At 70.1% G+C, this 13774-nt stretch carries 12 protein-coding genes; 6 read left to right on the top strand and 6 right to left on the bottom strand.

Going from position 1 to position 13774, the window contains the following annotated elements; translation table 11 throughout:
• Positions 1-164: 164 nt before the first annotated feature.
• A complete protein-coding gene (locus tag IE290_RS23435) occupies positions 165-1499 on the top strand; it encodes an MFS transporter (protein WP_191246822.1) in 1335 nt (444 codons plus the stop codon).
• Here IE290_RS23435 and IE290_RS23430 read toward each other — a convergent pair whose 3' ends face one another.
• Entirely contained in the window at positions 1500-2489 is a 990-nt protein-coding gene (locus tag IE290_RS23430) for a YihY/virulence factor BrkB family protein (protein WP_191246821.1), read from the bottom strand.
• Positions 2490-2548: 59 nt separating this feature from the next.
• On the bottom strand, positions 2549-2947 hold the full coding sequence (locus IE290_RS23425; protein ID WP_191246820.1) for a MarR family winged helix-turn-helix transcriptional regulator: 399 nt from the start codon (positions 2945-2947) through the stop codon (positions 2549-2551).
• Positions 2948-3032: 85 nt separating this feature from the next.
• On the opposite strand from IE290_RS23425, the gene IE290_RS23420 reads away from it, so the two are divergent.
• Entirely contained in the window at positions 3033-4457 is a 1425-nt protein-coding gene (locus IE290_RS23420) for an MFS transporter (protein ID WP_191246819.1), read from the top strand.
• Between the two features lie 84 nt (positions 4458-4541).
• On the opposite strand, the gene IE290_RS23415 is transcribed toward IE290_RS23420, so the two are convergent.
• Positions 4542-5759: a phthiocerol/phthiodiolone dimycocerosyl transferase family protein gene (locus IE290_RS23415; protein WP_191246818.1), complete on the bottom strand. Its 1218-nt coding sequence runs from the start codon at positions 5757-5759 to the stop codon at positions 4542-4544.
• A gap of 59 nt (positions 5760-5818) precedes the next feature.
• Complete coding sequence (locus IE290_RS23410; RefSeq protein ID WP_229874659.1) at positions 5819-6778, bottom strand: HpcH/HpaI aldolase/citrate lyase family protein; 960 nt, start codon at positions 6776-6778, stop codon at positions 5819-5821.
• Between the two features lie 78 nt (positions 6779-6856).
• Between IE290_RS23410 and IE290_RS23405 the strand changes: the two genes are divergently transcribed.
• The 4 genes from IE290_RS23405 (at position 6857) to IE290_RS23390 (ending at position 9944) form a co-directional block, all read left to right on the top strand.
• A complete protein-coding gene (locus IE290_RS23405; RefSeq protein WP_191246817.1) occupies positions 6857-7768 on the top strand; it encodes a hydroxymethylglutaryl-CoA lyase in 912 nt (303 codons plus the stop codon).
• A gap of 102 nt (positions 7769-7870) precedes the next feature.
• Positions 7871-8110 (top strand): hypothetical protein, encoded by a 240-nt coding sequence (locus IE290_RS23400; RefSeq protein ID WP_191246816.1) that lies wholly within the window; start codon positions 7871-7873, stop codon positions 8108-8110.
• Between the two features lie 98 nt (positions 8111-8208).
• Complete coding sequence (locus tag IE290_RS23395) at positions 8209-9165, top strand: ATP-binding cassette domain-containing protein (RefSeq protein ID WP_191246815.1); 957 nt, start codon at positions 8209-8211, stop codon at positions 9163-9165.
• The gene (locus IE290_RS23390) at positions 9165-9944 is read left to right on the top strand and encodes an ABC transporter permease (protein WP_191246814.1); all 780 of its coding nucleotides are present in this window, start codon (positions 9165-9167) and stop codon (positions 9942-9944) included. The genes IE290_RS23395 and IE290_RS23390 overlap by 1 nt, the downstream gene beginning before the upstream one ends.
• Here the strand turns inward: IE290_RS23390 and IE290_RS23385 are convergent.
• Together IE290_RS23385 and IE290_RS23380 are read right to left on the bottom strand one after the other, a co-directional pair.
• Positions 9922-13047, bottom strand: coding sequence for an ATP-binding protein (locus IE290_RS23385; RefSeq protein WP_191246813.1), 3126 nt, complete (start codon positions 13045-13047; stop codon positions 9922-9924). The genes IE290_RS23390 and IE290_RS23385 overlap by 23 nt on opposite strands.
• Positions 13044-13448: an MmcQ/YjbR family DNA-binding protein gene (locus IE290_RS23380; protein WP_191246812.1), complete on the bottom strand. Its 405-nt coding sequence runs from the start codon at positions 13446-13448 to the stop codon at positions 13044-13046. Before IE290_RS23380 ends, IE290_RS23385 begins: the two co-directional genes overlap by 4 nt.
• Positions 13449-13774 lie beyond the last annotated feature (326 nt).

The raw sequence follows: 13774 nt of genomic DNA, 5'->3' as shown, positions 1-13774 counted from the left end.
GAGCTGGGTCGTCCCCGGGCCGCCGTCCCGCTCACCCGCCACGGAAGGTCTCAGGACGGTAAAGGTCTGCACCCGCCCCTGGTCTTCCGGCAGTGTGGCATCTACGTTGCCAGGGAACTAATCAAACCTTTGATCTTCTTTCCAATGGCGGGAAGGGATGGCCCATGACGCACACGCCCGAGGCTTCGGCCCGGACGAGCCGGTCGCACGACGGCAGGCAGCTTCGCCGCGTCGTCGGCGCGAGCCTCGTCGGCACGACGATCGAGTGGTACGACTTCTTCATCTACGCCTCGGCCGCGAGTCTGGTGTTCGGCAAGCAGTTCTTCCCCTCGCTGGACGGCACCGCGGCGCTGCTGGCCTCGTTCGCGACGCTCGGCGTGAGCTTCGTGGCGCGGCCGATCGGCGGGATCGTCGCCGGGCACCTCGGTGACCGCGTGGGCCGCAAGGCGGTTCTCGTCGCGACCCTGCTGCTGATGGGGATTTCCACGATCGGTGTCGGCCTGCTGCCCGCCTACGACTCGATCGGCGTCGCCGCGCCGATCCTGCTCGTGGTGTTGCGGCTGCTGCAGGGCCTGTCCGCCGGCGGCGAGTGGGGCGGCGCGGCGCTGATGTCGGTAGAGCACGCCCCGCCCGGCCGCCGCGGCTACTTCGGCTCGTTCCCGCAGATCGGCGTGCCGATCGGGCTGCTGCTGGCGAACCTGGTGTTCTTCAGCGTCTCCGCGGCGACCACCGCCGACCAGTTCGCCCGCTGGGGCTGGCGCATCCCGTTCCTGCTCAGCGTCGTGCTCATCGCGGTCGGCTTCTTCGTGCGGGCCCGCGTGTCCGAGAGCCCGGTGTTCAGCGAGCTGCGCGCCCGCCGCGCCCGCCGCTCCGCGCCGCTGGCCGAGCTGCTGCGCACCAACCGCCGCGAGCTGCTCATCGCGATCGGGTTGTTCATCGCCAACAACATGGTCGGCTACATCCTGATCGCGTTCATCAACTCCTACGGCACCCGCACGCTGAAGCTGTCCAGCACCACGATGCTGTCCATCGGCATGGTCGGCGCCGTGGCGTGGGGCGTGTTCACGATGCTGGCCGGGCACTGGTCGGACCGCTGGGGCCGTCGCCGCACCTACCTCGTCGGCACGCTGGCGATGGGCGCCTGGACGTTCCCGTTCTTCCTGCTGTTCGACACGCGTTCGGTGCCGCTCATGCTGGCCGCGGTGATCGTGCTGGGCTTCGGGCTCGGCCTGACCTACGGCCCGCAGGCGGCGGCCTACAGCGAGCTGTTCCCGGCCGGCATCCGCTACAGCGGCGTGTCCTTCGCCTACGCCTTCGGCGCGATCCTCGGCGGCGGGTTCGCACCGCTGGTGTCGACCTGGCTGGTCGGGGAGACCGGCACCTCGCTCGCGGTGTCCGGCTACATGTTGCTGGCCTGCCTGGTGACACTGGCCGCGGTCCTCGCCCTGCGCGAGCGGCCGGCCGCCGAGCGGGAGGCGTTCGTCACCGGCGCCGAGTAGTCAGCGGCGCTGCTCCGGCGGGAACTCGGTGTCCACGCGCTCCTGCTCGTGGTACGCGCGTTCTTCCGCGTAGGACTCGTAGGCGCGGTGGTCGGCGTCCGTTTCCGGGGCGCCGACCAGCGCGCGCGGGTGCAGCCGGTCCTTGAGGACGACGTTGAGCTGCGCCCCGAGCAGCGTGATGATGCTCTGCAGGTAGAACCACCACAGCAGCGTGATGACGGTGGCGAACGTGCCGTAGGTGTTCTGCGCGTTCTGCAGGTAGCGGCTGATGATCAGCGACGAAAGCGTTTGCAGGACCCAGAACAGCACGCCGGACAGCACCGCGCCGGGCAGCACGTCGCGCGTCGAGATGTCGCGGTCGGTGAGGATCCGGAACGCGGCCACGAACAACCCGATGTCCAGGACGATCGCGACGGCGTAGCCGAGGATCCGGCCGAGCCACCCCAGGTTCAGCAGGTCCGTGCCGCTGGAGACGAACCCGCTGATCAGCGTGCTGACGACGAGCCCGAGCCCGATCGTCACCAGCACGAGCAGGCTGCGGCCGATCTGCTCGGGCAGGCTCGGCCGCGCGTGGAAGGGCAGTTCCCACACCGAGTTGAACGCGGTCTGGGTCGCCCGCACCACCGCGATCCCGCTCCACAGCGCGGTGACCAGCCCGAGGACCAGCGCCCACACCGAACCGCCGAAGCCCTGCATCGTGGACGGGTCCAGCAGCGGCAACATCTGGCTCACGTGCCCGAGCACGTCGGTCTTCAGGTTGTCCGGCACGAAGAACCCGAGCAGCGTGATCAGGACGAGGAACAGCGGGAAGATCGAGAAGAACGCCCAGAAGGCGATCATGCTCGCCAGGTTCGTGGACTGGTCCTCGAGGAACTTCTTGACCACCGCGACCGGCACGGACAGCGACTTGTGCTCCTGCTGCACCGCGTCCACGCGGTCGAGGCCGGCTTTCGCCCGGCCGGCAAGGCTTTCCCTGTTGTGCTCGCTCACGGTTGCACTCCCACCCCGGCGTCTGCGCGTGGCGGTGAGCTACCCCCTGGAGCGGCGGGTCAACCGGCCTTCGGGATACGGGCCTGACCGAGTGTGTCGCGCAGCACCTCGCGGTGGGTCGGCTTCGCCTCCTCGTAGCGGCGCCGGCCGGCCTCGGTGAGCGAGACGAAGACGCCACGCCGGTCCTGCTCGCACATCGCGCGCTCGACCAGGCCCTCCTTCTCCAGGCGGGCGACCAGGCGCGAGGTGGCGCTCTGGCTGAGGTGCACGGCGTCGAGGAGGTCGGCGGAGCGGCACTTGGTGTCGCAGGTCGCGAGCCGCTCGAGGGCCTCGAACTCGCTCACCCCGATGCCGTGCCGGTCCTGCAGGCGGCATTCCAGCTCGCCGAAGACGGTCGCGTACAAGGCCATCAGCTCGTGCCACTGCTGCACGAGCCGTCCTTCGGCGACGTCACCCATGGCCGCACCTTAGCATGCGCCGGAATCTGATGCAAACGCATTAAACCCTCTTGCATTAAATGCGCATGCATGTAATCTGTCTGCCATGACTTCTCCTGCGCACCTGTCCACCACCTCGACACGGTGGGACGCGCGGCTGTGGGCCGTGCTGCTGACCGTGTCCACCGTCGTGGGACTGGACGCCCTCGACGTTTCGATGGTCGGCGTCGCGCTGCCGTCCATCCAGGCCGAGCTCGGCCTGTCCACCAGCGCGTTGCAGTGGGTCGTGAGCGGGTACGTGCTCGGCTACGGCGGGCTGCTCCTGCTCGGCGGTCGCACGGCGGACCTGCTCGGGCGGCGGCGGGTGTTCCTCGTCGCGGTGGCCGTGTTCGCGGTCGCCTCGCTGCTCGGCGGTCTCGTCGACAACGGCGCGCTGCTGATCGTGAGCCGGTTCATCAAGGGCCTGGCGGCGGCGTTCACCGCGCCGGCCGCGTTGTCGATCATCACCACCACGTTCCAGGAGGGCCCCGCCCGCAACCGCGCGATCAGCATCTTCGCGGTGTTCGGCGCCAGCGGGTACTCCGCCGGCCTGGTGTTCTCCGGGCTGCTGACCGAGGTCGGCTGGCGGTGGACGTTCCTGCTGCCGGTGCCGATCGCATTGATCGCGCTGGTGTCGGCGATCAAGGTCGTCCCGTCCTACGAGCGGGACCACTCCGCGGGTGGCTACGACCTGCCCGGCGCGATCACCGGTGCGGCCGGTTCGCTGCTGCTGGTGTTCGGTGTCGTCGAGGCGCCGGAGGTCGGCTGGGCCGCGCCGCGCACGCTGATCACGTTCGCCGTCGCGGTGGCGCTGCTGACCGCGTTCGTGGTGATCGAAAAGCGCAGCAGCCACCCGTTGCTGCGGCTGGGCATCCTGCGGTCCGGGCCGCTGGCGCGGGCCAACCTGGGGGCGGCGCTGTTCTTCGGGGCCTACATCGGCTTCCAGTTCGTGGTGATGCTGTACCTGCAGGACGTGCTGGGCTGGTCGGCGCTGGAGACCGCGCTCGGGTTCCTGCCCGCCGCGCTGATCGTGGCGTTCGCCTCGCCGCGGATCGAGCCGCTGATCGACCGGGTCGGCACGTCGCGCACCATCCTGGGTGGCGTGCTGGCGCACGTGATCGCGTACGTGCTGTTCCTGCGCGTCGACGAGCACTCCGGGTACGCCGGTTCGGTGCTGCCGAGCATGATCCTGCTCGGCATCGGCTTCACGCTGGCGTTCTCGTCGCTGAACATCCAGGCGACGACCGGTATCAGCGACAACGAGCAGGGTCTGGCCGGTGGCCTGCTGAACACGTCGCTGCAGGTCGGCGGCGCGATCGGGCTGGCGATCGTGACGGCGGTGCTGACGGGCAGCGGCGGGGGCTCCCTGCTGACCGGCCTGACCCCGGCGCTGACGGTGATCACCGGGATCGCGGCGCTGGGTCTGCTGATCGCGGTGTCCGGCGTGGTGCGGCTGCGCCGCGCGCCGGAGCCGGAACTGGCCCGAGTCTGACGTTCCACGGGGGATCGCGGGGGCCCGTCCTCGGGGGGACGGGCCCCCGCTCGTGCGAGTGGTTTACGGGGCGACGGCACGCGGTCACGACGCAAGCAGTCGCGAACCGTCCTGCAATCGGGCCGTGGTGTTCTCGACCAGAAGTCTCACCTCGTCCTCGGTGAAGTAGTCCGATCGATAGCGGTTGATAACGCTCAAGGAGTTGTCGATCGTGAACGCCGAAAAGTTCGGATAAGGAGTTCCGAGCCGATCCGCTATCGAATGGAACTTGGTGATTCGCATGTCGTCTGGCGTCGGAAGAGCCGGCAGGACGCCGTAGTTGCTGACGCTGGCACTGCCGATGTGCGGATCCAGGCGTTCGCCCTCCGCCGGCCTCGATTCCAGGGCGGAGCCGAGCGTGAGCGCTCCATCTGAAAGTCGAAGTCGTTTTTCGATCAACGCCGCCTTGAGATCCTTCTGCAGCCTTTGTCCGATCTCGTGCCATGATGTTGAACGGCTGTAGGCGATGTCGGCTCGATGCATCGCGAGGAAGTTGGTGGTGTCCGTCACCCCGACCGGTGGGGTCACCCGGTTGCGGAGGTCGACGGGCGACCAGCAGGTGAACGCCACCGGCTCCGAGACGTCGACCAGCGTCGACAGCTGTGTCTCGATGATGATGCCGCACAGCATCGCGTGAACTGTCAGTCCTCTGACGCGGGCGGCTCGGAGGATGTCGGAGCTCTGTCGCTCGTCGAGCTCGATGACGTGCTGGAATATCGAGTATCCAGGCCGTTCGCCGAGGCTGTCGGGCTTCGCAGGTGGTATGTCCACCATTTCTCGGAACCGGTCGCGCATCACTGCGTGGTTGGAATCCGGAAGTCGTCCGGGTTCCGCGGCGACAGGAGCTCCCTCGACCAGCTGTGTGTAAATCTGCCAAAGCTCGGTGAACACCGTCGTCAGATGTCGGCCGTCGAGAGTCGCGTGATTCGCGCGAAGAGCGACCGCGCCGCCTCGTTCGCCGTCCTCGATCAAGAGGAGCTGCGCCATTTCTTCCCGAGCGTCGCAAGGTTCGCCGACTGCCCGGCGCAGAGTCTCATCGTCGCCTGCGAGTACCGTCATCGAGGGGCGAAAGTCGGGGGTGGCACGGAGGAACCAGCGGCCGTGTTCGAAGATCGTGCGCGCTCGCAACACCGGGTGACGGTTGCACAGCACTTCGAAGGCCTGCTTCAGGGCCGAGTGGTCCACGCGTCCCGTGTAATCCACAGCGTACGCGGGAGTGTACGCCAGTTTGCCGATCTCGATGTCGTCCAACTCGCGCTGCATGTTCCGTGGTCTCCAAGGCTGCTGGTAGTCCGTTTTGTTCCAGGAGTGCGTTGGGGCGGTCATGTGTCCTGTGTCTGCTTCGACCGGTGGCGTTCCCAGTTCCGCAACGTTTGTCGAGCGCGTTCCACCATCGGTTTGCCGATCAGTTTGCCATCCAGTGCCGTGACAGATCCGCCGTCTGCCTTGTCCAGAATGGCGCGAGCGTGAGCTGCTTCGGCATCGGTCGGGGTGAACGCATCGTTGACCAGGCGAACTTGACTCGGATGTACACAGATGCGGCCGGTGAAGCCGAGCGCTCGAGCGTGGACCGAGTCCTCGCGGAGAATTTCCTGGTCTGTCAGAGATGTCGTCGCTCCGTCCAACGGACCGGCTATTCCAGCTGCCGCCGACGCCGTGACAATGGTCGATCTCGCGTGCAGCAGTGCCGGCCATGAGGTTCCGTCCGCGCCGAGGTCCAATGCCATGTCCCCGTTCCCGAAGGCCGCTCGTGCGACCCCTTGCACCCGGCAGATTTCCGCGGCCGCCAGGATTCCAGCCGCTGTCTCCAGTAGCGGGATGATGCACGAGCCGTCGGGAAGTTCTTTCGATATCGCGAGAACTTCCGAAGCGCTTTGTGGTTTCGGGATCATCACGGCGGCCTGATGCTTCTGTACCATCCTGAGATCTTCCTCGAACCATCTGGTGTCGGGACCGTTGATGCGGACGACGGCGGTCTCGTCGTTGGCTATCCACTCCCGTACATGTTCTCGGGCGCTGTCCTTCAAATTTTCGGCGACCCCGTCCTCCAAGTCCATGACGATCGCATCGGCTCCACTGCGGTAGGCCTTCTCGAACAGTTCGGGACGATGCGCCGGGACGAACAGCAGACTGCGGGCGTGAGCGACGCCGGTTGTGCTGCGGAACATCAACACTCCAGATGTTGTCGGCGTGTCCTGTCTGACTGGGCGTGGCATGACAATGTCAACGTGCCGAGCTGCGATCCAGAGGTCCAGTTCCGCCGCCACGAGCCGTTGGGGCATTGACCCGAGCATACCGCCTACGTATCGTAGAGTGAACCATTAGTTTCATCTAGCGCATCGCGATGGTGAGGAGTGCACGTGCTCGGGAAGGTGTCGGTGTGCGACGTCGGTCCACGGGACGGACTGCAGAACGAGCGTCGAGTGCTGGAGCCGTCAGTGCGTGCCGAGCTGTGCGACCGGCTGGCCGCGGCAGGATTGCGGCGAGTCGAAGCGGTCAGCTTCGTCCGCGACGACCGGGTTCCGGCGATGGCCGGAGCCGAAGCGGTGCTCCGATCGATCGACCGCACGAGCGATGTGCGATGGGCAGCGTTGGTGCTCAATGCACGCGGTTACCGCCGCGCCCTTGACGCCGGCGTGGACGAAATTCGCTACGGGTTGCCGGTGACCGACGCGTTCGCCGAGCGCAATCAAAGCACGTGTGTATCCGCGGCTCTGGACCTCGCTCTCCGACTGGTGGAGAGCGCGCGTCGGGACGGTCTTCGGTGCACGATCAGCTTGGCGGTGTCATTCGGTTGTCCGTTCGAAGGGCGAGTGCCGCCCGAGTCCGTCCTCGCCATCGCGGAGAAAGTTCTGGCGGCCGGGCCGGACGAACTCGTTCTGGCCGATTCGATCGGGACCGGAGTACCCCGGCAGGTTCGCAGGCTGGTCGGCGCTCTCGCTTCACCCGGTCGGGTCATCGGCTGTCATTTCCACAACACCAGGAACACCGGTTATGCCAACGCGCTCGCTGCTGTCGAGGCAGGCGCGACAGTGTTGGACGCGTCGTTGGGCGGGTTGGGAGGTTGCCCGTTCGCGCCGGGAGCGACAGGCAACATCGCGACCGAGGATCTGGTCTACCTCCTGGAAGGCATGGGCTACGACACCGGGATCGACCTCGACCAGCTGCGGATGTGCTCGCTGTGGCTCGCCGAGCAGGTCGGGCACGAGCTACCCGGTCTGGTGGCTCGCGCGGGAGACCCCTGCGGGATCGCGTCGCCGTCTGGACGTTGACACCCTGCGGGTTTCGTCGCGAGACCGCTACACGCGACTGACGGGATTGCGGCGGCCCGTCCTCGGGGGCGCTCGCGTCTCCGCGCGGCCATACTGGTCGGCGTGCTCCCCGTCGAACCGATCCGGGCCCTGCTCAACGAGTGGGACCCCATCGGCGTCGCGGACTGTGTCGACGACGAGTACGACTGCCTGATCTGGCCGTTGCTCTCCCGGCTGCGCGGCGGGGCCGATGCGGGCGGCATCCGTGAGTTCCTCCGCCACGAGATGGCCGATCACTACGGACTGGCCCCCGACGTCGACGCGTTCGCCGAGCGGCTCGTCGCCTGGTGGCGCTCCCGCTGAAACCGTTCCCGGCACCCCTGAAACCGCGGTGAAGCCCGCCTGAAGCTCCCTCCTCCGATGCTCCTCGCAGCAACGGAACTCACACCGAGGAGGGGGCTTTGACCACCACCACGACCATCCCGGCCATCGAGGTCGCCGGGTTGCGCAAGGCGTTCGGGGACAAGGTCGTGCTCGACGGGATCGATCTGCGCATCCCGGCCGGCTCGATCTTCGCCCTGCTCGGGCCCAACGGCGCGGGCAAGACGACCATGGTCCAGATCCTGTCGACCTACCTGCGGGCCGGCTCCGGCAGCGCCCGCATCGCCGGGCACGACCTCGCCACGCAGGCCGATCAGGTGCGCGCCGCCATCGGTGTCACCGGCCAGTTCTCCGCCGTCGACAACAAGCTCACCGGCGAGGAGAACCTGTGGCTGATGGCCGACCTGCACCACCTGCCCAAGGCCGAGGGCCGCCGCCGGGCCGCGGACCTGCTCGAGCGCTTCGACCTGGTCGAGGCGGGCAAGAAACTCGCCGCGGTCTACTCGGGCGGCATGCGCCGCCGGCTGGACCTCGCGATGAGCCTGGTCGGCGAGCCGCGCATCATCTTCCTCGACGAGCCGACCACCGGGCTCGACCCGCGCAGCCGCCACACCATGTGGGGCATCATCCGCGACCTCGTCGCCCGCGGCGTCACCGTCTTCCTCACCACCCAGTACCTCGAGGAGGCCGACGAGCTGGCCGACCGCATCGCGGTGCTCGACCACGGCGTGCTCGTCGCCGAGGGAAGCCCGGCCGAGCTCAAGCGCCGCATCCCCGGCGGGCACGTCGAACTGCGCTTCGCCGACGCCCGCACCCTCGACCTGGCCGCCCGCACGTTCGGCGAGGTCTCCCGCGACGACGAGGCCCTCACCCTGCAGATCCCCGGCGACGGCGGCGTCCGCTCGCTGCGCGCCCTGCTCGACCGCATGGACCACGCCGGCATCGAGCCGGAGGCCCTGGCGGTGCACACGCCCGACCTCGACGACGTCTTCTTCGCCCTGACCGGCCACCCCACGGAAGAGAAGGTTTCCCGCTGATGCCTGCGCTCACCGACTCCGCCACCATGCTGCGGCGCAACCTCCGCCACGCGCTGCGCTACCCGTCGCTGACGCTGAGCGTCGCCGCGATGCCGATCCTGATGCTCCTGCTGTTCAACTACGTCTTCGGCGGCGCGATCGGCGCCGGCCTCACCGGCAGGCCCGCCGGCGGCGACTACCTCGCCTACCTGGTGCCCGGGATGCTGCTGCTGACCGTGGGATCGGCCACGATGCCGGTCGCCGTGGCGATCTGCACCGACCTGACCGAGGGCATCGTCGCCCGCTTCCGCACCATGGCGATCGCCCGCGCGTCCGTCCTCACCGGACACGTCCTGGGCAACGTGATCCAGGCCGTGGCGAGCCTGGTGATCGTCCTCGGCGTGTCCCTGCTGCTGGGCTTCCGCAGCTCGGCCGGGGTCGGGGACTGGTTGCTCGTGGCCGCCGTCCTGCTGCTGCTCACGCTCGGGCTCAGCTGGTTCTCCGCCGCGCTCGGCCAGATCTCCAAGACGCCCGAGGGCGCGAGCAACATCGTGATGCCGATGACGTTGCTGCTGCCGTTCCTGTCCAGCGCTTTCGTGCCGCTGGAGTCGATGCCGGCCGGCATCCGCTGGTTCGCCGAGTACCAGCCGTTCACCGCGGTCATCGAGACCCTGCGCGGGCTGCTCGCCGGCACGCCGATCGGCTGGTACGGCTGGGCCGCGGTCGGCTGGGGGGTGGGCATCGCTCTGCTCGGCTACCTGTGGGCGAAAGCCCTGTTCAACCGCGAACCAACGCGCTGACCAGCTCCAGCGCCGCCGCGCGCAGCTCGTCCGGGCCCAGGCCGGCGTACTCCGACACCGCGTCGGCGTACGCCGGCCCGTCGGCGTTCTCGGCCGCGGCGCGGAACCCGGCCGGCGACATCGTCGGCTGGAAGTTGCGCAGGAAACCCAGCCGCTCGGCCAGCGCCACCATCCGCACACCGCCGGTGTCGCCGCGGTCCAGCGCCAGCATGCCCAGCGCGAGCAGGACCGTTCCGCGCACCGCCATGCCGATCAGGTAGGCGGGCAGCTTCGCCGCGCTCTCGCTGAACAGCGGCGGCACCAGCGCGGGCAGTTCGGCGACCAGGTCGGGGACCAGCTCGAGCCGGCCGTGCTGCGCGTGCGCGATCACGGTCACCGAAATCAGTTCCAGCGTCCACGAATCCAGGCCGGGCGCTTCGCGCAGCGGCAGCACACCGCTGTTGCGCTGGCGTGTCACCGCCTGCCGCCACAGCGCCAGCCCGTGATCGATCTCGTTGCGGGCCGGCGCGATCTCCGCCCGCACCCCGAGGTCGAACGTGATGACGTCGAAGCGGTCGTCGACGCTCTCCGGGCTGGGCCGGGTGAGCCACCGCTCCGCCTCGTCGACCGCGCCGGCCTGGAGGGCGGCGAGCATGAGACCCCACCGGATGCCGATCGTGTCCGGCCAGGGCGCGAGATCCAGCAGCAGCCGCATCGCCGCGCCCAGGTGCCGGGTGGCCTCCCCGGCGTCGCCCCGCTGCAGGTGCAGCTCGCCGAGCCGGGCGCGCGCCATCAGCCGCAGCCAGGGCGCGTCCGGGACGCCGGCGACGTCCAGCATCCGCAGCGCCGAGGCGAGGGCGCGGTCGGCGTCGCCGTCGGTCTCCCACCAGTAGCTGTCCACGCCGTGCGCGACGTAGGCGAGCAGCGGCTGGTCGCTCGCGCACAGGGCGTCCAGCACGCGGCGATCGGACCGCGTGACCTCGGGGAACCGGCACAGGACCGCGGACAGCGCCCGGATCAGCGTGGTCGGCGGCGCCTCGGGCAGCCGCCGCAGGACCAGCAGCGACCGCACCGCACGGGGACCCTGGAGCATGAAGGTCGCGGTGACGCACACGGTCGCGGCGGTGCGGGTCACCTCGACGAACTCCGGTTTCGGGTGGAAGTGCGCGAGCACCGCGGGCACTTCCGTGGTGAGCGCCGCCAGGCGGGAGTAGTTGGAGTCGGCCGTCCACAGTGCACCCAGCGCCGCCGCCGTGGCCGCGACCGTCGGGCCGTCCCCGCGCTCGATGCCCAGCCGCATCGCCCTCACGAGGTTGTCCTGCTCGGTGCGGATCCGTTCGCTCGCCGTGTACGGGTCGGCGCCGAACACCGATTCGTGGTGCGCCAGACCGAAATCGCGGGCCCAGGCCAGGAAGTCCTCGACGACGCGGGCGGTCCCGCCGGCCTCGTCGAGGCGGGCGGCGCTGAACTCGCGCACCGTCTCCAGCATCCGGAACCGGGCGCCGACCGGGGTGTCGACGACCTTGAGCAGCGACTGGCCGCACAGCTCCTCGAGCACGTCGAGGGTGTCGCGATCGCCCAGCAGGTGCCGGGCGGCGTCCTCGGTGAACCCACCCGGGAACACCGACAGCGTGCGCATCGCCGCCTGCGCGTGCTCGTCGAGGAGGTGCCAGCTCCAGTCGACGACGGCCTGCAGCGTGCGGTGCCGGTGGGGCGCGTCGCGCGGGCCGCCGCGCAGCAGTGCGAACCGGTCGGACAGGCGCCGGGCGATCTCGGGCACGGACAGCACGCGCACCCGGGCCGCGGCCAGTTCCACCGCCAGCGGCAGGCCGTCGAGGTGACGGCACAGGTCGGTCACGACGTCGGCGGGCAGTTCCGCGTCCGGCCGCGCGGCCCGCGCGCGCTCGGTGAACAGCTCGATCGTGGTGTCCAGGTCCAGCTCCGGCAGCGGGTACACCGACGCCGAGGACAGCCCCAGCGGCGCGCGGCTGGTGGTGAGCACACGCAGGTCCCTGGTCATCGACACCAGTGCGCCGACCAGGTCGGCGACGCCGTCGAGGACCTGCTCGCAGTTGTCCAGGATCAGCAGCGCCGGTGCGGCGCCGAGGATCTCGGCGATGCCGGTCAGGTCGTCCGGCGGGAGCAGGCCGGGCGTGCGGCGCGCCTCGCCGACGCCGAGCACGGTGGCGACGTGACCCACGACGTCCTCGTCGGCGCGGACGCCGGCCAGCGCGACGAAGTGGACGAGCGGCTGTTCGGCATCGCGGCCCACGGAGTGGGCGAGGCGGGTCTTGCCCAGGCCGCCGGGGCCGACGATCGAGGCGACCCGCGAGCGGCGCAGCAGCTGCGTGATCGCCGCGATGTCGTCCGCGCGGCCGAGCAGCGGGTTGGGGTCGTGCGGGATGCCGTGCCGGACCACGGGCTGCTCGCCGGCGAGCGCTTCCCGTTGCCAGGACAGCAGATCCGGCCCCGGATCGGTGCCGAGGTCGTCCCGCAGGGCGCGGCGGTAGGTCTCGAACCGGGCCAGCGCCGCCGACGGGCCCGCCGTCGCGGACTCCGAGCGCAGCAGTTCCAGCAGGACTTCCTCGTCCCGCGGCCGGTCCGCCGCGGCGGCGGTGAGCGGTTCGAGCGCCTCGGCGTGGCGGCCCAGCCGGGACAGCGCCAGCCCGCGGGCCCGGACCAGGAAGCGGTGGGCGGGCTGCCGCTCGCGGCGCAGGGCGGACAGCGGGTCCAGGCCGTCGTCGGCCGAGCCGTCCCAGAGCGCGAGCCCGGCGTCGGCCGCGGCGAGCGCGGTCGCGGGATCGTCGGTGCGGGCGGCGGAGGCGTGCTGGAGCAGCGCGGCGGCGTCGACCTGGGCGGGTTCGAGCGTGAGGCGGTAGCCGGCCGGCGTGCTGGCGATCAGGTCCGGGCCGAGCTGGGAGCGGGCGCGCGAGACGAGGATCTGCAGCGCCTTCACCGGGTTGTCGGGCTGCTCGTCCGGCCACAGCCCGTCGACGAGCCGGCCGGTGCCGCAGCCGGTGGTCAGGTCGGCGGCGAGCAGCGCGAGGAGGTTCCGCAGCCGGGGCGCGGTGATCTCCCGCCCGCGGCAGGCGACGCGCGACAGCAGGCTCAGCTCGACGGTCACCGGCGTAGGTTAGTGGGTCCGCGGGGCGCGTCCTCCTGGCTGAGCGCGACCCACTGGAGTTTCTCCTGCTCCCGGCGCGGCAGCCCGGCCACGACGAGGTCGTAGGAGTCCTCGACCATCTCGCGCACCAGGTCCTCGGGGACCGATCCGTCCAGCACGACGGTGTTCCAGTGCCGCTTGTTGAGGTGGTAGCCGGCGGTGATCGCGGGGTGGTCGCGGCGCAGCTGCACGGCGAGGTCCGGATCGCACTTCAGGCTGACCCGCAGCGGCCTGGACGCCAGCGGACTGAGGGCGAACATCTTGCCCGCGACCTTGAAGACGCTGTTGGCCTCGCCGAACGGGAACTCCTCGCGCGCACCCGGCAGCGACAGGCACAGTCGTTTGAGTTCGCCAGGCGTCATGGCTCCAGGCTAGCCACGGGCGGCCGGGTCGCGGATGGGGCCGGAAGCGGGTTGTCGTTCACGTGCGGCCGGTGCGGGGTGGTGGGGTGTGGTCGGCGTGGGGTGGCGGCGTGCGCCTGGCGCGGGGTGGCAGGGCGCGCCGGCGTGCGGTGGCGGGGCGCGGCTGGCGTGGGGTGGTGGAGCGCGGCCGGCGTGGGCTGGTGGGGTGCGGCCGGCGTGGGCTGGTGGGGTGCGGCTGGCGTGGGGTGGTGGAGCGCGGCCGGCGAGGGATGGCAGGCGCGGCCGGCGAGGGATGGTGGGGCGCGGGGCGCGGCCGGCGAGGGGTG

This window comes from Amycolatopsis deserti, assembly GCF_014653945.1.
Classification (GTDB): domain Bacteria; phylum Actinomycetota; class Actinomycetes; order Mycobacteriales; family Pseudonocardiaceae; genus Amycolatopsis_E; species Amycolatopsis_E deserti.
The sequence above is the reverse complement of the archived record's forward strand: the minus strand, read 5'-3'. Positions and strand labels throughout refer to the sequence as shown.